Source organism: Streptomyces sp. NPDC057424 (genome assembly GCF_042803315.1).
Taxonomy (GTDB): Bacteria; Actinomycetota; Actinomycetes; order Streptomycetales; family Streptomycetaceae; genus Streptomyces.
In genome coordinates this window covers 79,697-100,270 of the sequence record NZ_JBHVCP010000010.1, presented here as the reverse complement: position 1 = coordinate 100,270, position 20,574 = coordinate 79,697, and the positions used below count along the sequence as shown (strand labels likewise).

12 protein-coding genes are annotated in these 20,574 nt (G+C 68.6%); 4 read left to right on the top strand and 8 right to left on the bottom strand.

All coding sequences use genetic code 11. The annotated features are described in order from the left end of the window. Nucleotides 1-36: 36 nt before the first annotated feature. The 3 genes from ACFU3E_RS11760 (at nt 37) to ACFU3E_RS11750 (ending at nt 2,762) form a co-directional block, all read left to right on the top strand. A complete protein-coding gene (locus ACFU3E_RS11760; protein ID WP_384155148.1) occupies nt 37-288 on the top strand; it encodes an acyl carrier protein in 252 nt (83 codons plus the stop codon). Next, a complete protein-coding gene (locus ACFU3E_RS11755) occupies nt 288-1,784 on the top strand; it encodes a class I adenylate-forming enzyme family protein (RefSeq protein ID WP_384155286.1) in 1,497 nt (498 codons plus the stop codon). The genes ACFU3E_RS11760 and ACFU3E_RS11755 overlap by 1 nt, the downstream gene beginning before the upstream one ends. A gap of 645 nt (nt 1,785-2,429) precedes the next feature. Further along, nucleotides 2,430-2,762 (top strand): glyoxalase superfamily protein, encoded by a 333-nt coding sequence (locus tag ACFU3E_RS11750; RefSeq protein WP_384155146.1) that lies wholly within the window; start codon nt 2,430-2,432, stop codon nt 2,760-2,762. A gap of 127 nt (nt 2,763-2,889) precedes the next feature. On the opposite strand, the gene ACFU3E_RS11745 is transcribed toward ACFU3E_RS11750, so the two are convergent. The 5 genes from ACFU3E_RS11745 to ACFU3E_RS11725 form a co-directional block, all read right to left on the bottom strand. Beyond that, nucleotides 2,890-3,522, bottom strand: coding sequence for a hypothetical protein (locus ACFU3E_RS11745; protein ID WP_384155144.1), 633 nt, complete (start codon nt 3,520-3,522; stop codon nt 2,890-2,892). 245 nt (nt 3,523-3,767) lie between these two features. Next, nucleotides 3,768-4,763, bottom strand: a complete 996-nt coding sequence (locus ACFU3E_RS11740; protein ID WP_384155283.1) for a hypothetical protein — start codon at nt 4,761-4,763, stop codon at nt 3,768-3,770. 2 nt (nt 4,764-4,765) lie between these two features. Then, nucleotides 4,766-6,985 (bottom strand): hypothetical protein, encoded by a 2,220-nt coding sequence (locus tag ACFU3E_RS11735; RefSeq protein WP_384155142.1) that lies wholly within the window; start codon nt 6,983-6,985, stop codon nt 4,766-4,768. A gap of 345 nt (nt 6,986-7,330) precedes the next feature. Then, nucleotides 7,331-8,632 (bottom strand): RICIN domain-containing protein, encoded by a 1,302-nt coding sequence (locus ACFU3E_RS11730; RefSeq protein WP_384155280.1) that lies wholly within the window; start codon nt 8,630-8,632, stop codon nt 7,331-7,333. A 100-nt stretch (nt 8,633-8,732) separates the two neighbouring features. Next, nucleotides 8,733-10,163, bottom strand: a complete 1,431-nt coding sequence (locus tag ACFU3E_RS11725) for an endo-1,4-beta-xylanase (RefSeq protein WP_384155140.1) — start codon at nt 10,161-10,163, stop codon at nt 8,733-8,735. 536 nt (nt 10,164-10,699) lie between these two features. Between ACFU3E_RS11725 and ACFU3E_RS11720 the strand changes: the two genes are divergently transcribed. Beyond that, a complete protein-coding gene (locus tag ACFU3E_RS11720; RefSeq protein WP_384155138.1) occupies nt 10,700-12,166 on the top strand; it encodes a non-reducing end alpha-L-arabinofuranosidase family hydrolase in 1,467 nt (488 codons plus the stop codon). Nucleotides 12,167-12,369: 203 nt separating this feature from the next. On the opposite strand, the gene ACFU3E_RS11715 is transcribed toward ACFU3E_RS11720, so the two are convergent. The 3 genes from ACFU3E_RS11715 to ACFU3E_RS11705 all read right to left on the bottom strand — a co-directional run bounded on the left by ACFU3E_RS11715 (nt 12,370) and on the right by ACFU3E_RS11705 (nt 20,497). Next, the gene (locus ACFU3E_RS11715) at nt 12,370-13,791 is read right to left on the bottom strand and encodes a DEAD/DEAH box helicase (RefSeq protein WP_384155136.1); all 1,422 of its coding nucleotides are present in this window, start codon (nt 13,789-13,791) and stop codon (nt 12,370-12,372) included. A gap of 465 nt (nt 13,792-14,256) precedes the next feature. Then, a complete protein-coding gene (locus ACFU3E_RS11710) occupies nt 14,257-19,470 on the bottom strand; it encodes a family 43 glycosylhydrolase (RefSeq protein ID WP_384155134.1) in 5,214 nt (1,737 codons plus the stop codon). A 244-nt stretch (nt 19,471-19,714) separates the two neighbouring features. Further along, nucleotides 19,715-20,497: a class I SAM-dependent methyltransferase gene (locus tag ACFU3E_RS11705; RefSeq protein WP_384155132.1), complete on the bottom strand. Its 783-nt coding sequence runs from the start codon at nt 20,495-20,497 to the stop codon at nt 19,715-19,717. Nucleotides 20,498-20,574 lie beyond the last annotated feature (77 nt).

Here is a 20,574-nt window from a genome sequence, read left to right as displayed (position 1 = left end):
TTCGAGACCTTTTGGCGCAGTGAAAGGCGGACGGGCATGAGCACCATTCGAGAGCTACTCACCGAACTGACCGGGACGTCGGAGTACGCCGAGAAACTCGGCGACGACACCGATCTGGCCGCCAGCGGCATCGACTCGGGGGACCTCGTCCGGCTGATCCTGCTCGTCGAACAGCGCACCGGGGTGGAGATCACCGCTGGGGACATGGAGCAGCTGACCACGATCGCGGACTACGAACGCTTCCTCACCGACCGGGCCGGCTCCACCCCGCGGCCGGGCGGCGCGTGATGTGGCTGACCCAGCTCCTGGAACGCAACCGTCAGTGCTTCCCCGACCGGACGGCGCTGGTGGACGCGCGCCGCTCGGTCACCTGGGGCGAGTTCCACGACCGCGTGACCCGGCTCGCCCACGGACTGCTCGGACAGGGCGTCCGGGCCGGTGACCGGGTGGCCGTCCTGTCGCTGGACCGCGTCGAAGTGCTGGAGACGTACTTCGCGCTCGCCCGGCTGGGCGCGCTGTTCGTGCCCCTCAACCACAGCCTCACCCCTGCGGAGGTGACCGGGATCGCCGAGCGCTGCGACCCGGTGGCGGTGATCGGCGAGGCGGCCCTGCTGGAGCGGCACCCGGATCTGCCGGTGCGGCTCCGACTGCCTTTGGACGGCCCGGAGTTCGCCGCCCTGTGCGAGACGGACGTGCAGGCCCCCGCCACGGCCCTCTCCGGGGGTTCACGCCTGCCCGACGTGTCGGACGACGCCCTGGCGGCGATCCTGCACACCTCGGCGACGACCGGCCGGGCCAAGGGGGTCGCCGTCGACCACGCGTCCTTCCGGGCCATCGCGCTCGGCTGGCTGGCCCAGGTGGGGCCCACGGACGACATGGTCCTGGTCAACTGCTGCCCGCTGTACCACGGCAGCATGGTGGTCTCGCTCACCTACATGGCCGCGGGCGCCACGGTGGTGCTCATGCCGGGCTTCCAGCCGCAGCGGGCTCTGGCCGCGATCGCGGACCACCGGGCCACGCACGTCTGGCTCGTGCCGCAGATGCTCCGCTTCCTGCTCCAGGCCAGGTCGCTCGGGAGCACCGACCTGTCCAGTCTGCGCGAAGTCCTCTACGGGGCCGCGCCGATGCCCCCGGAGCTCCACGCCGAGGCCGCGCAACGGCTCGGCTGCGGTTTCCGGCAGGTCTACGGAATGACCGAGGTGGGCGGCCCGTTCGTCACCCTCGGCCCGGACGAGCACCCTACGCCGGGCACCGTCGACGTGATCCCGGCCGGCCGGGTGATCCCCGGCATGTCGGTGAAGGCCCTGGGCCCCAAGGGCCAGGAGGTGCCCCCCGGCGTCATCGGGGAGATCTGCGCGCGCGGCCCCGGGGTGATGCGCGGTTACTGGAACGACGACCAGGCCACCGCCGACATCACGACGGACGGCTGGATCCGCACCGGCGACCTCGGCTTCGTCGACGGCGACGGCCGCGTGCATCTGATCGACCGGAGCAAGGACCTGATCATCCGGGCGGGGCAGAACGTCTACCCCAGGGAGATCGAGCAGGCTCTGCGCTCCCACCCCGCGGTGCACGACGCCGCCGTGATCGGGGTGACGGACGCCGACTACGGAGAGGTACCACTGGCCTTCGTCGTCGCTGAGAGCGGAACGACGGCCGACGAGGTCCAGGCCCACCTAACCGGCGTCCTCGCAGCGTACAAGCGGCCCCGCCACATCCGCTTCATCGAGGAGGTACCCCGGAACCCCGCGGGCAAGATCCTCAAGAAGGCACTGCCCGTCTGACCTCCCAGGCCGGGTCGAGCGTTACTCCGACCCGGCCGGGAGAGGTGCCAAAAAGCGGAGTGCCGGAGTACAACGGGACCCAGGCCGACCCCTGCGCGCCATCGTAGATCGCTGTTCACAGAAGCCCCGCCGGAAGCACCCCGGCGGGGCTTCGTCGTCTCCCCACGCTCTCACACAGCTCTCACCAACTGTGCGGACTCCCTCGGACAATAGGGCCCTGACCTGGCAATACGTGCCTGGCCTGGACCGCCTGGACGCGCGTGGACGGTCTCTACAACCTGTGCCATGTGGTACCGCGAGGCTCGCTCGCCAGCACCACGGACTACTCAGCGAGATCCGGACCAGGCGCGGACCATCTCAGCCTCGCACCAGACGTTTCCACCCTTCGTCGCAGGTCAGAAGCGAGGCCAGACGTGTACCACCAGCAGACGAAGAACATTCTCTGTTCTTACAGCCCTCAGAAACTTGGCTTCTTCTAGAGCCTGAAGTGGGTGGCCTGGGGGCACTGTCGTCCTCCAGGCAACCCGGTACGACAAGCACGTTCAGCGACCACTCCGACCGGAACTCTTCATCAGGGCCGCGGAAGGTGACCACCAGTGACGCATCCGGCAACTCCGGCCCTGGGCGGTCTGCGACGATGGTGCCATGGACGAGGAAGTCATTCCCATTCTTCGCGTCGAGGACGCTGATGCGGCGCTCGCCTGGTACGAGCGACTGGGCTTCGCCAAACAGTGGGAACACCGCTTCGAACCGGGACTTCCCGCGTTCGTCGAGGTCGCCCGGGGCGGAGTGCGGTTGTTCTTGTCGGAGCACAAGGGAGATGCCCGCCCCGACACGTTGGTCTATCTCCGCGTTCGCGATGTCGAGGCCATCGCCTCCGAGTTCGGTGTGCGGGCGAAGGACGCTCCGTGGGCGCGTGAGATTGAGTTGCGCGACCCTGACGGCAACCGGCTTCGGATCGGCACGCCGACGGAATGACACTCGCCGGGAGCGCGCGGCAGGAAGGCTGCGTGCCGGGGCAGCGGGTCGCCGGTGACGTGGCCGAGGGCTCGGATGGTGCGGGCCTTCGGGTACTGCTCCGCGAGGAGCAGGGCAGCATGATCCGCTACAGCAGCACGATCACCGCGCCGATCACCGCGCCGATCGCCGCCAGCACAGTGAGCACGGCATACACCGCTAATCCGAGGGTCACCCCTTTGCCCGTGCACGCTCTGACGACGTTCCGTCCCCTCTCTTTGCTCACATGAGTGATCTCCTGTCCGCTGACACGCTCACTCAGTCCACACCAGGGCCTCAGACGTTTGAGCGACTCCGCTCCCAGGAGAGAGGTGACGATCAGGAACGGCCGGGCATCGCTTCCGACGAGACGAGCCCTGCCCGCGGAGAGGTCTCCGGCCGCAACGCGGGATGTCAGGTACACGAGCATTCCAGCGGCCCGCCGGCGGTTTTCCGGGGAATCCGTGTCCAGCAGGACCATGTCGGGGCCGGGCACCCTGTCCGCGGGTGGCACGGCGAGCTGTGTGGCGCGTGCCATGACGTCGGACCACGCTTCGGCGTCCACAGCGAAACCCTTGGCGTCCTGGAGGCCGTAGACGACGGGCACTCCGCCCCGGAGCCCTCCGGTGAGGAACAGGCAGGTGACAGCGGCGAGTTCGCGCGGTGGGACGGAGCCGGTACCGGTGCCCATAACCGAGACCCGGATGTCCCGGTTCATGTGGTCGCTCTCGGCGGCCGTCACCGGGTGCAGACCGGTGATCAGCAGGATCCACACCTGCTTCCGATCCGGGCGCTCTCGCAGCGTGTACAACAGCAGGGAGGACTTGGAGTCGTCGACGATGTCACTGACGGAGCGGCCTCCACACCCCTGTGCCAGCAGATTCTCCGGCGAAAGCCCCCCTGTGCCCGGCGTCATGGCAGGAGCCCATGAGTAGTCCTGGCGGGAAAGGCGGCCACGGGACTGCATGAACCATGTGGTGGTCACGTTCACGCCCTCCCCGCAGTCGGCGCGCTCAGATGCGGATGAGGCTGTATGACCTCGATCCCGGGCGCGTTGACCGTGCCTTCGGTGAACTGGGCGATGGCCCGCTCCAGCGCCTGGTCGTGGCCGAACATCCCGTCGACCGTCTCACGCCAGAATCCTCGTCGTTCACGCCGGTAGACGTTGAGCACGAATCGAAGCATGTAACGCAGGGGCTGATCTGTGTGAAGCGGCCGGTATTCCGCGCCCGGACGGCGGCTGCGGTAGTGAAAGCGGACGTCCCCGCCCGCCGACTGGGTGATCGATGAGAAGACGATCGAGCCGGTGGTCTGCACAGGGACGACCACACAGCCGACCCGGGACCGTACGCTGGCGTGCGCGATGTGGTCGAACAAGGGCTTGTAGCCGGTACGCACACGGTCCAGCAGTTCTGTGGCGCCGTGGTCCGTGGCCACGTACTTCTCGCACTTCAGAGGAACGACGATCAGGAGCCGGGGTTTGTCGTCGCTCCGCAGGATCTGCTTGACCTGTTCGTACATCAGGTACGGCGCGTTGACGTGCTCGTGGTACCGCCCGTCGCCCTCCACCAGCGCGGGGGTGTCGACCGCCAGGACGATGACCGGGCTTTCAGCGAGAGCGGTTCTGACGCCCTGGGCGACAGGATTGCCGTTGAGGTCTCGCAGAAGTCCCCCCGCGTAGTCGGTGAATCGCAGGACGAAGCGTGGGTTCTTGTCCTTGCGGCCTACCGCTATCTCGTAGCGATGCAGGTCAAGCGCGGCCGTATTCGTGACCGCGTCACGGACCTGGACCGATCGGGACAGGGACTTCAAGGTTGCGACAACGTCGGTGAGCCTGATCGCGGTGTCGCCGACTGGGGTGAGATCCAGCTCCGTGGCGCCGATGACCGAGGAGTACTGGACGTACATCGAGGCCAGCAGCGAGGTCTTTCCGGCGCCTGACGGACCGAGCATGGTGACTTCGAGGGTGTAGCGGTCGGGCATGCTCACGCCACGGCCTCCTCTGGCGTGGCCGACAGTGTGACGGGGACGGTCGAAGCCGCGAGGGTCGTCACCGCCGCGACACTCTCCGACCAGCGGCGCAGGTGCGCGGCGTCCTCGGCCAGGGCTGCGAACCTGCCAGGCCAGATCTCGGCTCTGATGTCCTGGTAGAACACCAGCCACTCCTCCTCGACGCCGGCCGAGGGGACGACCCTGTCGTAGAACTCCTCGACGATCGAGAAGATCGCCGCGCTCGGATCAGCGAGCGCCTTGTACAGCTCGCTCCGGCAGGTGTACAGCGCCTCGCTGTACGCCACCTCCAGCATCTCCCGAACCTGCTGGACCGTCGGGCCCGGCTGGTGCGGGAAGGGCATCGCGGGGGTGTCGGCGTGCAGACCGTCCAGGCAGGCTCGTACCCGATGCTGGAGCATGCCCCGGTAGGAGAGCTGGAAGTCGGCCAGCAGCTGTAGCGCGTACCGGATCTCGCTTCCGCCGTCCTCTCTCACCCGCGGGACTCGTGCGGCGACTTGGAGCAGGAACTCCCGCCCTTCCCGAGCTGTACTGAGCCCGCCAAGGCTGCCCGGCCCGCGCAGCACGTCCGCGACGCGCTGCTGCATCTCGGCGGTACGGGCATGGAGGGCCACGTCGCACTCCAGGAAGCGTCTCGACAGCCGGGCCCGCGACTCGTTGAGGTACTTCCCGTACGCCATGCTCAACCCGTCCTCGGCCGCGGCGCGTGCGACCAGTTCGTCCGGCGTCGCATGGGCCGGGTCACGCTCTGCTGCCTCCAGGACGGTGTCCACGGCATCAGCGAGCAGCCCGTCGGTCAGGTCCCGTTCCTGACGCAGCTCCCGCACCAAGGCCGCGAGGGCATGGGCGAGCTGACCGTGCGTTTGCTTGAACAACGAGGTGAACGGCAGGAACCAGACCTCGGTCGGTTGCGCCAAGTCGGCCAATCGCTCCGCCTGCGCCGTCACGTGTGTCAGACGCTCGTGCAGTTCAGCTGCCTTCTCGCTACGCACCGCCACGTAGCGGTTGTCGAGTTCGTCGAGGTTCGCCAGCAGGTAGTCCAGCACCCGGTCCATGGCGCCGGCCACGTCGTCCGGCTGAGAGCAGTCCGCGATGTGGGCCTCGGCCACGGTGAACCGCGAGGCCGGCAGCCACTGCTCCGCCATCTTGCGGGCGTTCGCGCTGTTGTCGCCCTTCAGGCCGGAGCATTTATTGATCACCAGGAACGAGCACCGGTCCAGGCCGGTGTCGGGCAGTCCCTCCTGCACGTGGTCATAGAGCTCGTAGTCGGACGTGTCGATGCCGTCTCCCAGCGGATCCGGACGGCGCAGGAATACCACCACATCGATCTCGTCCTTGAGAGCGGCCACGATCCGCTGCGCGTCCTGCAGATTGGAGTCGCCCAGACCGGGGAGGTCGATCAACGAGAGTCCCGTCCAGTCCTGGTGCGCGAAGTGGGTGGTGATGCGCACGCAGCGGACCGCACGGAACGTGTGGTAGCGCTGCTGGTCATGCTCGTCGGACTGGGCCACGAACCGGCGGATCTCAAGCGGACCGACCAGATGCGGCGACGCCATGCCGAGGTATCTGCGGTACTCGGGAAGCGCGGTGTGGTATTGGACCAGATGGTTGTACCTGCTGCCTTCGACGGACGTCTCCTTGGAGGGTTCCGGGGGCAACGGCCCTGCGAAGCGTTCGAGGGTGGTGGGGGCAGGGCCCAGCCCCAACTCCGCGTAGTACGGGGCGATCACTTCCCTCAGGAAGGAACGCTCGCTGTGGAAGTACACCTGTGCCTGGGTGGGGACGCCTTCCTCGTGGCGCAGCACACTCGTGACTCCGGTGCAGAATCCGCCGTCACTGGTGGGCACTTCCTGGTCCGTCAGTCCGGTCAGGCTCTGGATGAGCCGGCTCTTTCCCTGCCGGGCCTTTCCGATCACGCCCACATTGAGCGTCGCCCGCCGGAAGCGGGCCGCGACTGCGTCGAGCGCGGCGGCCTCGACCGGGAGTTCCTCCAGCAACCCGTTCATCTCGGCGCCCAGCGCGGCCAACCGGCTCCGTGCGTCATCGGGCACCTGGCCCAGCAGCTCTGTCCGTAACGCCTCCAGCTCGCGCAGCCGTTCCAGAACGTCCGTCACCCACGTGTGGGCGCGCTCCAGCACTTGTGCCTGCCGAGCGCGCCGCCGACGAATCTCCGTGATCCTGTCCGCACGCGACATGAACCCCCCTCGCCGCAGAACGAAGCCCGGCTGCGGGACCGCCGGATGCGCCGATGGTGACAGGAAACGCGTCCCATGCACTGCCGATGACAAGAATCTTCGGAAAATGGGTGAGAGCGACCCTCGGCAGGGAGGTCATGACTTTGCGGCATCTTCAGGTGATCAAGGTGCGGCACGTGGCGAGCGAGCGATGAACGCCACCACTTCGACGGTCTGTTCGCCGACCGCGCCCGGTCCCAAGGCGTGGTCGCTCTCCTGAGAGGACCTCTCCGTCCTTGCATCCGGGAGAGAAGTCGACGGAGTGGAGCCAGGATCATCCTGGCTCCACTCCGTGGTGCGGGCGTGTCACCGGAACTGTGCGAAGAACCTCCAGATCTCTGCTTTGGTCCAGGTGGCGACGCCGCTTTCGTTGGGGGAGCCGTCGACCGGGCCGGGTATGTGGCCTCCGTCGAACGCGGCCCATTGGACCGGGTATCCGGCACGGCAGCCCGAGTAGACGGTGGTGATGTGCGTTCTGCTGCCCGGCGCGGGCTCGCGCGGGCTCTGAGGGGTGCAGCCGTTGTTGCCGACGAATCGGTCGCGCAGGGACCGTCCTTGCGCGATGTTGAGGACGGAGTCGCTGATGCCGTGGATTCCGAAGTAGGCGATGGGCTGGGTGCCGCCGCTGCACCCGCTGATCTGGGCGCCGGAGATGACCGCGACGGCCCTGAAGACGTTCGCCCGGCTGCATGCGAGTGCGTAGCTCATACCGCCGCCCCAGCTGAATCCCGTGGCGAAGCGCTGTGCCGGGTTGACACAGAGGCCGCCCTCGATGCGCCGGATCATGTCGTCGACGAAGGTGATGTCCTCACCGCCCGCATTGGCCCAGCCGTTGCCGAGGCCCTGGGGAGCGACGAGGATCGCGCCGTTGTTCGACTGTTCCTGTTGGCCGTAGTAGGACCAGGCGTTCCCGCTCGTGCCGCCCGAGGCGACGTCGCCGGCGGTTCCGCCCCGCCAGTGGAACGCGAAGATCAGCCGGTAGCGGTGGCTGTTGTCGTAGTTGGCGGGAACCCTGAGGATGAAGCTGCGGCTCTTGCCGCCGCTCTGCATCGTGTGCGTACCGCTCGCCAGAGTCGGGGCGCTGCCGCACCCGCCGCCGCCACCGGACGACAGCTTGATCATCTGCCATTGCTGGTTGGCGCCGCCCCAGTCGGAGTACTGGACGACGTTGCCGCCGTCGGCGGTGGAGGCGCCCTGCACCTCCACCGCCTTGCCGCTGGTGCGGTTGATCAGCCGGACGTGGCCCGCGTCGGAGTCGGCCAGGCGGAACTGCTGGTTGGCCCCGTTGTGGTCGGCCCACTGCTGGATCGCGGCACCGTCCGCGGTCGAGGCGCCGGCCACGTCGAGAACCTTGCCCGAATGCCGGGCCTTGAGGCGGTAGAAGCCGTCGCCGGAGTCCGTGAACTGCCACTGCTGGTTGGCTCCGTCGTTGCGCGTCCACTGGCTGACCCGCGCGCCGTCGGCGGTGGACGTGCCGGAGACGTCCAGCGCCTTGCCGCTGTTGCGATTGACCAGGACGTACCAGGCATGGGTGTCCACCGTCGCCGCCTCGGCGGACGTCGGATTCACGGCGGTGAGCACGCCGATCGCGAGGGCCGCCGCCACCACGGCGGCGATCCGGGGCCACCAGCGATGTCTGCGTGGAGGGGCGGGGGAAGCCGCACCGTCGCTCTTCATCGACTCACCCTTTCGTTTGTGGCAGGCCCCATCAGGTGCGGGTCCAGCGCTGGTTGCTGCCGTTCGAGCAGGAGTAGAGCTGGATCAGGGTGCCGTTGGCGGTGCCGGCTCCGACGGCGTCGAGGCAGAGGCCGGACTGGACGCCCACGATGGATCCGTCGGAGTTGAGGCGCCATTTCTGGTTGTCGCCTCCCCAGCAGCTGTAGATCTGGACCTTGGTGCCGTTGCCGGTGCCGGCGGCGTCCAGGCACTTGTTGCCGTAGATCCTGAGCTCGCCGGCGGCGGTGTGCGTCCACTGCTGGTTGGTGCCGTTGTTGCAGTCCCACAGCTGGAGCTGGGTGCCGTCAGTGGTGCTGGTGCCGGGTACGTCCAGGCAGCGGCCCGAACCGACGCCCTTGATCTGTCCGCCATCCGAAGGGGGCGTAGCAGAGCCGCCGTTGAGTGCGTTGAGGACGGCGGTGTAGGCGGGCTTCTTGCTGCCGTTGCCGTTGAACAGCAGCGGCGTCTGCTCCGCTCGCCAGGAGTCGGTGTCGCGCACGCCCCAGACGGTGATGCCGAGGCAGCGCGGGACGGCCAGGCAGTCGTTGGTCACGTTGGCGTAGGTCGTGGCCGGGGCGCCCTGGATGTCGAGTTCGGTGATGGCCACGTCGACGCCGAGGGCGGCGAAGTTCTGCAGGGTGGTGCGGAAGTTGCTGTTGTAGGGGCTGCCGCTGTTGAAGTGCGACTGGAAGCCGACGCAGTCGATCGGCACGCCGCGCTGCTTGAAGTCTCGGACCATGCGGTACATGGCCTGGGTTTTGGCCCAGGTCCAGTTCTCGACGTTGTAGTCGTTGTAGCAGAGCTTGGCTGCCGGGTCGGCGGCCCGCGCGGTGCGGAAGGCGACCTCGATCCAGTCGTTGCCGGTGCGTTGCAGGTTGGAGTCGCGCCGCGCTCCCGAATTGCCGTCTTCGAAGGCCTCGTTCACGACGTCCCACTGGGCGATCTTGCCCTTGTAGTGGGCCATCACACCGTTGATGTGGTTGATCATCGCCTGGCGCAGCGCGCTGCCGCTGAGGCTCTGCATCCAGCCGGGCTGCTGCGAGTGCCAGGCCAGGGTGTGGCCGCGCACCTGCTTTCCGTTCTGCACCGCCCAGTTGTAGACGCGGTCAGCCGCGGTGAAGTTGAACTGGCCCCGCTGGGGTTCGGTGGCGTCGATCTTCATCTCGTTCTCGGCCGTCACCGAGTTGAACTCACGGTTCGCGATCGTCGTGTACGCCGAATCGCCCAGCCTGCCCGAGGCGATGGCGGTGCCGAAGTAGCGGCCGCTCTGCGCCGCCGCGGCGCCGAGCGTGTTCTCGGCGGCGTGGGCGGTCGGCGGCACGACCAGTGCGGCGACCGTACCGAGGACGCCGAGGACCAGCGCCGGCAGCAGGCCGCGGAGCTTCCGGCGGATAACGGGTCGGGGAACGGCATACGAGCCCATGACTGTGCCTCCAAGGTAGAGATCACGGAAGGACTGAAGCGCAGGGGAATGCGTCGTCCGCACCCGGTCGGCCGCCCTGTGACATATGGCGGGCTGCGGGGCGGCGGAACTGTCGTGCGGCTGTGCGTGGATCTGCCGTGCGGCACGATGACCAGAGCCGCAGCGGGTCGACATATCGAACCATCGCCGGGTTCTCAGACAGGGATGATTGAGGTGTTGACGATGGATCGTCAATACTCCCCGCGGCAAAAGTTTCCGCTCCTCGCCCGAAACTTTCAGGAACCACGGCGGGCCGAACGGCGAACCCCGGCGTGATTCCAGTCGGCGTGACAGCTTGTCAAGCCCCAAGCGGAGGCGCTGTTTGTGGACAGATCGGCGAGAGGCCTTGACCGGAGGACCCCACATTCCTAGCTTGTGGCGTCGAAGCATCCAGGAATTCTTCGAAACATTCGAGATTGTCCCCTGTCCCCCGGCACGTCCACTCCGCGGTTCATCGGGGTCACCTCACCCCCGCCCCCAAAAAAGGAGGCCCTCTGATGTGGTTACGCCACCCGTCCCCGGTCCGCCTGAGACGACTACTCGCCGTCCTTGCGCCCTTGCTGCTCGTGGCTACCTTCCTCGGCGCCCAGCCCGCCGGCGCGGCGACCGTAGACCCCAACGCCTCGTATGTGCTGGTCAACCGCAACAGCGGCAAGGCCCTCGACGTCTACAACATGGCGACCGACGACGGCGCCCGAATCACCCAGTGGACCAGGAACGATCAGAACCAGCAGCGGTGGCAGTTCGTCGATTCCGGGGGCGGCTACTACCGCATCAAGTCCCGCCACTCGGGCAAGGTGCTGGACGTCCACAACTGGTCCACCGCGAACGGCGGCTCGATCGTCCAGTGGGCCGATCTGAACGGCACCAACCAGCAGTGGCGGCTGGCCGACAGCTCGGATGGCCACGTGAGGCTCATCTCGCGCCACAGCAACAAGGCCCTCGAAGTACAAGGCGCCTCCACCGCCGACAACGCGAACATCGTCCAGTACGACGACTGGGGCGGCACCAACCAGCAGTGGCAGCTCGTCAAGACCGGCGGCGACAACCCCGGCCCGTGCGATCTTCCGTCGACATACCGCTGGACATCAACGGGCGTGCTGGCGCAGCCCAAGCCGGGGTGGGTCTCGCTCAAGGACTTCACCGTCGTCCCGTACAACGGCAGGCAACTCGTCTATGCGACGACGCACGACACGGGGACGAGTTGGGGTTCGATGAACTTCGGCCTGTTCACCAATTGGTCGGAGATGGCGTCGGCCAGCCAGAACACGATGTCGGCTTCCACCGTCGCGCCCACGCTCTTCTACTTCGCACCGAAGAACATCTGGGTGCTCGCCTACCAGTGGGGCGGGACCGCCTTCTCCTACCGGACGTCGAGCGACCCCACCAACCCGAATGGCTGGTCATCCCCGCAGGTGCTCTTCTCCGGAAGCATCTCCGGCTCCGGAACCGGACCCATCGACCAGACGCTCATCGCGGACGGGACGAACATGTACCTGTTCTTCGCCGGTGACAACGGCAAGATCTACCGGGCCAGCATGCCGATCGGGAACTTCCCGGGCAGCTTCGGCTCGTCGTACACGACGATCATGAGCGATACGACGAACAACCTGTTCGAAGCCCCGCAGGTCTACAAACTGCAGGGCCAGAACCGCTACCTCATGATCGTCGAGGCGATCGGCTCGCAGGGCCGCTACTTCCGCTCGTTCACGGCCACCAGTCTGAACGGCTCGTGGACACCCCAGGCCGCGACCGAGAGCAATCCCTTCGCCGGCAAGGCCAACAGTGGCGCCACGTGGACCAACGACATCAGCCATGGCGAACTGATCCGCACCAGCGCCGATCAGACCATGACCGTCGATCCCTGCAATCTGCAGTTGCTCTACCAGGGGCGCAGCCCCAACTCCGGCGGCGACTACGGCCTCCTGCCCTACCGCCCGGGGCTGCTGACACTGCAGCGCTGACGGCGTGACACGAGTCCGGCTCCGGTGGGGAGCCGACGTGGCGGGCTCGGCGGAAGGCCGGGCCCGCCCGGGTCACGCGACCACGGCGATCACCGTCGGCGGTGCCCCGGGCCATGCAAACACCGCGACGTCGACGGTCGACGCCGGCCCGGTCCGTCCAGCAGCGCAGACGAAGACACCGCACGGCAGTCCGGGAAGCCGGCTCAGCCGCCGCGCCGCACCCGGGCTGCCTTGCGGGCCTCCGCGAGCTTGCGGGCCTCGCTGCTCTTGCGTGAGGACCGGCCACCGGAGCCGCTCTTCACGTCCTTGGAGCTGCCCAGGCCGCGGAAGGGCGCGTTGTGGTTCTTGGGGCGTGACACGGCCGGCCCGCCGTCGAGAGGCTCTCCGGAGGGGGCCTTGGCGCCGGTGATCCGGCTGAGCTCCGCTTCGCCGGACCGCACTGTGGTGACCTTGGGAGTGACGTCGGCGTCCGCCATGACCTGGCTCGTCTCGCGACGTTGTCCCGACAGGACGAGTGTGACGACGGTGCCGGAGCGGCCGGCCCGGGCCGTGCGGCCCGCGCGGTGCAGATAGTCCTTCGGGTCAGTGGCCGGGTCGACGTTGACCACGAGATCGAGGTCGTCGACGTGCAGGCCGCGTGCGGCGACGTTCGTCGCCACCAGCGAGGTGACCTGACCGTTTCTGAACTGGGCCAGGGTCCGGGTGCGCTGTGGCTGGGACTTCCCGCTGTGCAGGGCGGCGGCGGCCACGCCGCTGGCCCGCAGATGCCGCGTGAGCTGGTCGACGCCGTGCTTGGTGTCCAGGAACAACAGGACACGGCCGTCCCGGGCGGCGATCTCCGTGGTGACGGCGTACCGGTCCGGGCCGCGCACGACGAAGACGTGGTGCTCGATCGCGGAAACCGCGCTGGACGAGGGGTCCACGGAGTGGACGGCGGGGTCGCGCAGGTAGCTCTGCACCAACTGGTCGACGTCGCGGTCGAGGGTGGCGGAGAACAGCATCCGCTGCCCGTCGGGACGCACCTGGTCCAGGATCTCGGTGACCTGCGGCAGGAAGCCCATGTCACACATCCGGTCGGCCTCGTCCAGGACCGTGATGCGCACCCGTCCCAGTCGGCAGCCCTTGCGCTCGGTGAGGTCGCGCAGCCGACCGGGCGTGGCGACGACGATCTCGGCGCCGTCCCGCAGCACGGCCGTCTGCCGTCCGATGGACACTCCACCCACCACGGTCGCGAGCCGCAGCTTCAGCGCCTCGGCGTACGGGGTGAGCGCCTCACCGACCTGCTGCGCCAGCTCCCTGGTGGGCACCAGGACGAGCGCGAGCGGCTCCTTGGGCTGTGCGCGCTGCCCGGCCGTCCGGGCGAGCATCCCCAGGCCGAAGGCGAGCGTCTTGCCGGATCCCGTGCGACCCCGGCCCAGGACGTCCCGTCCCGCGAGTGCGTTCGGCAGCGCGGCCGCCTGGATGGGAAAGGGCACGGTCACACCGCGCTCGTCCAGCGCCCGCAGAACCTCGGCCGGCAGCCCCAGCCGGGCGAAGGACGCCACCGCGTTCGGCGCCGAAGTGGTGCCCGGCGCCTCGGACACATCGTCCTGCCGCCGGGCGTCGTCACGTGCTGATTCGCTCACAGAGAGCCTTCCTCCGAAGGGACCGTACCGAGGAAGGCGCGGCGGGGACGGTGTCACCGGCCAGGGACACCGAACGGAGCACCTACACAGCGACGCTGCAAACAGCCAACGTTAGCACGGAGGGCTCCCAGCGGACCTGGCTCTTCCAGGCACAGAGAGGGGCGTCTGCCCCTCGCCGTCGCTCGTGAGAACTGGGCCCTGACCACGGCCGGGCCGCCCCGTACCGCGGCTCGGGCGGCGGCCCCTGCCCGCGGGCGGCGGCCTGGCGGCCGGGGCTGCAGTCCTGGGTGACGCACGTGGTGGCCGTCATGCGGCCCAGGTCCCGGCGTGGCCGAGATGCGGAACCCGGCACTGATCCACCGTCAGGACCACCTGGAGAGGTCGGGCTCGCCCGAGGCGCCCCCTCGGGCAGCAGCCCACCCCCGCCCGCCTGGAGGCGGCCCGGCCGAGCCCGCGCTCAGCGCACTACTCCCGGTGTCCGATGGTGACGACGCCCTTCGTCCTGGCTCCGGTGCCGTTGTCGTAGACGACGTCACCGGTGGACTTCTTCCAGATCTTGATGCGGAAGGTGTCCGGGCCGTCGGTGGCGGTGACTCTGAAGGCGTAGCCGCCCTTGCCGCCCACCGTGCCGGTGCCCTGGTAGACGGCCAGGGAGCCGTTCACCACGAGCCAGTCGGAGCCGGTCGAGCGGAAGGCGAGCCGGGCTGAGCCGAAGACGAACGTGGCCTTGCCGGTGGGGACGCCTGCGTCCTTGCGGTACCGGACGCCCAGGATGAACGCCGCCTTTCCGGTCAGCCCCGGCCTGAGCGGGTAGGCACCGGCCGGCGAGGTGATGGTGCCGACGCCGGCCGCGGGCCCGGCGGCGCGGTCGTAGACGATCAGCTCGGCGAGCGTGGTGCTGTCCGTGCCTTCGTCGTCGTCGGTGACCGTGACGACCGGGCGGTGGATTCCCGCGTCGTCGTAGACGTGTGCGGCGCGGCAGCCGGAGTCGGTGACCGTGCCGGTCGTCGGCCGGCTGCCGTCCTTCCAGTCGACCGTGCAGGCGTGGCGGTCGGCCGAGCCCGGATCGTCGAAGGTCGCCGTGACGACGGCCGCCTTGCCCGCCGGGACGGGCGAGCCCGGGCCCTTGGCCGACGTGATCGACGGGGCGGCGTTGGAGACCTTGACGGTCGCGGTGTCGGAGCCGCGCCCGCCGGTCAGGGTGACCTGGAAGGTGCCGTCGTCGGTGCAGGTGAGGGCCGTCCGGGCCGCCGCGGGGTCCTTGACGGTGCACGGGGCTCCGTCCTGCACGGTCCACCTGGGGCTCCCGGCGCCGGAGACGGTACCGGCGAGCGTGATCGCCTCACCCTCGGCGCCGGTGGGGTCCGGCCCGGCGTGGACGACGGTGACCGGGTCGACGCCGCCGAGGGTCGGGGCGACCTTCTCGATCAGGCCGCCCGAGTCGAACTCCAGCTTGTCGATGGTGGTTTCGCGGTGGGTGCCGTCTCCTCCCGGGATGGCGAAGCGGTGGTAGGCGATGTACCAGTCGTCGGTGTTCGGAACGTGGACCACGGAGTGGTGGCCGGGCCCCTTGACGCCCAGGGACAGGTCCTTCTCCAGGATCACGCCCTGCTTGGTCCACGGGCCGGTGGGCGAGGGGCCGGTCGCGTAGGCGACGCGGTAGTTCTCGTCCCGGGTGTCGTTCTCCGACCACATGAAGTAGTAGGTGCCCTTGCGCTTCATGACGAAGGTGCCCTCGTTGTAGCCGCTCGGGGTGATGTCCTGGACCTTCGAGGTGTCGAGGGAGGTCATGTCGTCGCCCAGCGGGACGACGTAGGCGCGGCCGTTGCCCCAGTAGAGGTACTTCTTGCCGTCGTCGTCGGTGAAGACGGCCGGGTCGATCATCTGGCCGCGGAAGTCGCCGGCTTTCAGCAGCGGCTTGCCCAGGGCGTCCTTGAACGGTCCCGTGGGCGAGTCGGACACCGCGACGCCGATGTTCGCGTCGGCGCAGAAGTAGAACCAGTACTTCCCGTCCTTCTCCGTCATCGCCGGTGCCCAGGCCCGGCTGTCCGCCCAGCTGACGTCCGGCCCCAGGTCGAGGATCACGCCGTGGTCCTTCCAGTGGACCAGGTCGGTCGAGGAGTAGGCCTTGAACTGCGTGCCGCTCCAGCCTTCGAAGCCGTCGGTCGTCGGGTAGAGGTAGAAGGTGTCGCCGAAGCGCTCGATGTGCGGGTCGGCGTTCAGGCCCGGCAGGACCGGTGTCCTCATGATCAGTGCCGACACGGTCCAGGTGCGCTTCGCGCCGTCGGATCCGGTCACCTCGTACGTCACGGGCTTGGTGAAGTCCTGCACGCTGCCGGAGGCGGGGCTGATCGACGCCCCGTGGGCGAGGGTGAACTCCGGTGCCAGCGCGGTGAGATCGGTGCCTTCCTTCATCGGCAGAGTGACCGTGCCGCCCGTGTTGTCGAGGAGCGCGTCGACCTTGAGCTCCGGGTGCGTCGCCTTGGCGATGCCCGCCGTGTTGCCGCTGAGTTCCATGACCTCGGTGCCGGTGAGGGCACGGTCGTAGATGCGGAAGTCGTCGGTCTCGCCGCCGAAGTACGGGTCGGACGCGTACAGGGACCGGCCGATGTAGCCGCTGTAGTCCTTGGCAGCGTCGTACAGTTCGGACGGCTTGACGGTGGTCGTCGTGCGGGCCGCCTCGACGCCATCTGCGTAGAGGACCATCCTGCCGGTGGCTCCGTCCAGTGTCACCGTGACGTGCCGCCACCTGCCGGGCGTGAGCTGCGAGCCGGCAGTCAGCTTGGACTCCGCCGACCAACTCGCTTTGGTGATGGCCGAGTAGAGGCTGGAGCCGCCGTTGGACGGAGTGGCGAACAGATACGTGTCGCTGTCGGGCCCGAGCCCGAACAGCCATTGGAAGCTGCTGCCGCCCTTCCACTTGGCGTACGTCGACACCGTCACGCTGCCGGCGTTCTTCAGCACACCGTTCGGAATCTTCACGTACGGCGAGCCGGAGTCGCCGGACATCTTGAACGAACCGCCCTCGACACCGGTGCCGAACTCGGGCGTCCGCACATAGGTGCCGTGGTGGCCGTGCCCGCTGGAGTCACGGGCGATGCTGCCGCCGGTCTCGTCGAAGTCGTAGTGCAGCACCAGGCCGGCCGGGGCGTCGGGCCCCTCGCCGGACACGGTGACCTCGGCCCGGACCGGGATCGCGGCACCGTCCGGCAGGCTGCCGGCCACGGTGAAGGTGCCGGCCTGCGCGTACTTCGACGCCGGTACGTCCTCCCAGGTGACCGCGACGGGACGCTTGACGCCGTCGGCGTACTCGGCGATCACCGTGGCCGGCAGGACCGGGGCTTCGCCGGCCCGGGTCTTCACCGCCACGTCCTCGACGCCCTTCACGACCTGGTCCGGCTGGTAGGCGCGCAGCAACCGGTCGTACTCGGCCTGGGTGACCGGCAGCACGGTGCCATGGCGGGGCTTGGCCGGCAGGTCGTAGCCGGTGGAGGGGGTCCAGGCGCCGGAGTCGAGGTCGGTCGTCTCGAACGGGATGTAGCCGCGGCCGCCGAACTCGTCGAGGAACGCGTACCACTTCTCCTCGGTGTTGGACTTGAACACCAGCGGCCCCTCGGCGGCGTTCATCGCGCCCTTGCCGATGCCCTCGGCGACCGCGGTCCAGGACGGGCTGAGGATCGAGTCGCTCTTCTCCTGGAAGATGAACTTGCTGTTGGGGGTGGAGGACGAGTTGTTCCGCTCGTCCTTGGACAGGCGGTAGTACGTGCCGTCGTGCCGGATCATCGTGGAGTCGATGACCGAGTAGCCGCGGTCGATCCAGACCTTGGGCTCGCTGAAGGTGTGGAAGTCGCGGGTGGTGGCGTACATCATGCGGTTGTACGTGTCGCCGGTGTGGCCGGCGTTGTCGTACAGCTTCGACGCCCAGAAGACGACGTACTCGCCGCGCTCGGCGTCGTAGAAGGCTTCCGGAGCCCAGGTGTTGCCCGCACTGTCGGGTGAGACCTTGACCAGGCGCTGGTTCGTCCAGTGGACCAGGTCGGTGGACTCCCAGACCATGATGGACTTGCTGCCGGTGCGCTGGGAGGCGTCCCAGTCGCCGTTGCCGTAGATCCTGAGGTCGGTGGCGATCTGGTAGAACTTGTCGCCCTCCGGGGAGCGGATGATGAACGGGTCGCGCAGGCCCTTCTCGCCGAGGGTGGAGGTGAGGACCGGCTTGCCGTCGTTCAGTTCACGCCAGTGCAGCGGGTCGTTGCCCTTGCTGAGGGCTGCGTGGAGTTGCTCGCCGTCCGAGGTGCCCTCGCCGGTGAAGTAGCTGAACATGTAGCCCTTGAGGGCGGCCTCGGCGGGCAGTTCGGGAACCCTGGCCGTCATGACGCGCGTGGCCTCGGCCTCGCCCTTGGTGACGGTGGCGGTCAGCTCGACGGTGGTGGCGCCGTCGCCGTGCGCCGGACGGTGCACCTCGCCGCCGGCGGAGACGACGTCCGGCTTCGCGGAGGACCAGGTGACGGCCGTGCCGTACGTGCCGCTCTTGGGCAGGGTGAGGTTGCCGCGTGCGTCGTCGAGGTTGTGGACCGTGAGCGCCTCGGCGGCCTGCCGGGTGGCGGCGTCGTCGTCGAGAGCGGGCCGGACCGTGACGTCGAAGGTCTTGGTGCCGGTCACGGTGCCCTTCTTCAGGGTCGCCGTGAGCGTGGCGCGGCCGTCCGGTGAACCGGCCTCGGGGCGGGTCACCTTGCCGGTGCCGGACACCACGGACGGGTTGTCGCTGTCCCAGCTGATGGAGGAGCCGCCGGCCGGGCCGGTCCCGGGCAGGTCCAGGTCGGTGGTGACGCCGCTGATGTCACCGAGGCTGAGGGCCTTCTTGTCGTCGGCGACGCCCTGCGTGGCAACGGGGAGGGAGAGCTGCTCGGCCTCCGAGCCGTCCAGGGCCCGGTCGTACACCCGGAAGTCACGTATCCGGCCCTTGAAGAGCTTGTCGCCGTCGTAGACGGACTTGCCGATGTAGTTGGCCTTGGTGGTGCCGGAGCCGATGGCGCCGGGTGTGGTGGTGACCGAGGTGTTGCGGCCGACCTCGACGCCGTCCTCGTAAAGCACACCGGTGGAGCCGGTCTGGGCGTAGGTGATGTGCTTCCAGACCCCGCGGGTCAGGTTGTGGGAGTCGGACGGCTTGGTGGTCTGCTCGGTCGACCAGTTCCCGGTCGCGACGGAGGTGCGGAAGGAGTTGCCGGTGGTGAACAGGTAGCCGTTGCCGCTGCCCGCGCTGGTGTTGCCGAAGCCGTAGAGGAAGTAGGGCGTGCTCTGGGCGGAGTCGATCAGTACGTCCATGGAGACGGTGATCGAGTCCATGCCCTTCATGATGTCGTCCGGCACCTTGACGTAGGTGTCCGACCCGTTGAAGGCGAGCCCCTGACCGGATGCCGACCAGTCGGCGGTGCCACTGACCGTGCCGTTCCGGCCGTTGCCGGAGGCGTCGGTCACGGTGCCGCCGGAGCCGGCGTCGAGCTTGTACCACAGCGCCAGGCCGTCGGTGATGTCAGCGGCTGCGGCCGCCGGTGCCGCCTCCGCCGCCTGTGCGGAAGCGGTGGGTCCGGCGAGGGTGAGCAGCATCGACGCGGCGGTCAGTCCGGCGAGATGGCCCGCCCGACGTCTCGCGCGGCTGCGAAGTCGTGCGACGTGCGTCATGTCGAGGTTCCCTGCTGAGGCATGGCTGATGACGGACAAGGCGGCGGTACGGAAATGACGAGGAGCCGACGAGGCGACGGCAAGTCCTTGCCGTGGGCCTGCCGTTACACGCAGGTGAAGTGTGTTGCGAGAGTTTCAGTCGGCGCGCGGGGCAGCGTCAAGAGGTTCCGAACAATGTCCGATGGGCCGAACAGAACCGTCCGACTCGCGGTGGTTTACAGGGTCGGCCGGGCGGTCTGTGACCTCAGCTCTCGCTCCTCGTGGCCACCACGGCCCAGGTGCGGTGCGGGACGTGGACCACCTCGCCGGGGAAGCGGTCGCGCAGCACGCGGCCGAGGGCGCCGTCGAAGCGTTCCACCTCGTCCGGCGGCAGGCCGGCGCCGACCCCGGCACTGGCCCGGATCCGGCCCCGCCACGCCTCGGGCGCGTACGGCACGGCCAGGTCGAAGGAGAAGGTCTCGATGCCGGTGAAGCCGGCGGTGGCCAGGTCGGTCAGCCAGCGCGGGTACAACCCGGTGCCGCCGCCCATCGTCCACGCCGGGTTGAAGGAGAGGATCAGCTCCTCGGTCGCCTCGACCACGTTGCCCGGCAGGGGCAGCCAGTCGAAGTGGGCGATGACCGCCCGGCCGCCGGGACGCAGCAGCCGCCGCATCTCGGCCGCGGCCTTCGGCGCGTCGAACCAGTGCCAGCACTGACCGGCCGCCACCACGTCGTACGACGCGTCCGGCAACCCCGTCGACTCCGCGGTGCCCACCCGGTAGTCGGTCTCCACCCCGGCTTCCCTGTCGAGCCCTCTGGCCTGCTCGAGCAGTGGCGCAGCCGGGTCCACGCCGGTCACCCTCGCCCCTGCCTGCGCCAACAGCCGGGCCAGGGTGCCGGTGCCGGTCCCGAGATCGAGTACGTCCTTGCCGGGGAAGGCGATGCCGTGCCGGTACAGGTGGGTGACGATCTGCGGCGGGAATCCTGCGCGGTGGCGGCCGTAGTCCTGCGCGGTGAGCCCGAAGTCGGGACGGATCGTACTGGTCACGGTGGGTCTCCCGCCGACTTCGACTTCGACTTCGACTTCGACTTCGACTTCGACTTCGACTTCGACTTCGACTTCGA

What these genes read in the sequence shown, in the direction of transcription:
- ACFU3E_RS11760 (WP_384155148.1), top strand. Translation starts at nt 37, where the DNA reads ATGAGCACCATTCGAGAGCTACTCACCGAACTGACCGGGACGTCGGAG.
- ACFU3E_RS11755 (WP_384155286.1), top strand. Translation starts at nt 288, where the DNA reads ATGTGGCTGACCCAGCTCCTGGAACGCAACCGTCAGTGCTTCCCCGAC.
- ACFU3E_RS11750 (WP_384155146.1), top strand. Translation starts at nt 2,430, where the DNA reads ATGGACGAGGAAGTCATTCCCATTCTTCGCGTCGAGGACGCTGATGCG.
- ACFU3E_RS11740 (WP_384155283.1), bottom strand. Translation starts at nt 4,763, where the DNA reads ATGCCCGACCGCTACACCCTCGAAGTCACCATGCTCGGTCCGTCAGGC.
- ACFU3E_RS11735 (WP_384155142.1), bottom strand. Translation starts at nt 6,985, where the DNA reads ATGTCGCGTGCGGACAGGATCACGGAGATTCGTCGGCGGCGCGCTCGG.
- ACFU3E_RS11725 (WP_384155140.1), bottom strand. Translation starts at nt 10,163, where the DNA reads ATGGGCTCGTATGCCGTTCCCCGACCCGTTATCCGCCGGAAGCTCCGC.
- ACFU3E_RS11720 (WP_384155138.1), top strand. Translation starts at nt 10,700, where the DNA reads ATGTGGTTACGCCACCCGTCCCCGGTCCGCCTGAGACGACTACTCGCC.
- ACFU3E_RS11710 (WP_384155134.1), bottom strand. Translation starts at nt 19,470, where the DNA reads ATGACGCACGTCGCACGACTTCGCAGCCGCGCGAGACGTCGGGCGGGC.